At 58.6% G+C, this 376-nt stretch carries 1 protein-coding gene; it reads left to right on the top strand.

Annotated features, from left to right (window positions below; all coding sequences use genetic code 11):
* Positions 1 to 56 precede the first annotated feature (56 nt).
* Positions 57 to 376: IS5 family transposase (locus KP705_RS19175; RefSeq protein ID WP_215765458.1), on the top strand; the 320-nt coding region annotated here is incomplete at its 3' end.

Raw genomic sequence — 376 nt, 5'->3', positions numbered from 1 at the left:
CATCCTGAGATCTGATTCACTGGTTGCTTCAACGCAGACGGTACGGTGGAGCGGGCATGGCACGAGGTGATCTGACGGATCAGGAATGGGCGATAATTGGTCCGCTTCTGCCGCCTGAGCGCGGACGTTGGGCTCGACCAGCTGGAGACAACCGCCTGTTTCTCAATGGTATGCTGCATGTTCTGCGCACAGGCTGTCCGTGGCGGGACATGCATGAGCGCTACGGMAAATGGAACTCGGTCTATGTCMGGTTCCGGCGTTGGGCTGAACAGGGTGTATGGGATGCCTTGCTGCAAACTCTGGTGGACGTGGGACTGAGTGATGACTGGCAGCATATGGTCGACAGTACCGTGGTTCGCGCCCACTCCCAGGCAAC

It is taken from the genome of Gluconobacter sp. P1D12_c (genome assembly GCF_018812105.1).
Classification (GTDB): Bacteria; Pseudomonadota; Alphaproteobacteria; order Acetobacterales; family Acetobacteraceae; genus Gluconobacter; species Gluconobacter oxydans_A.
This window is presented reverse-complemented; position numbering and strand designations above follow the sequence as displayed.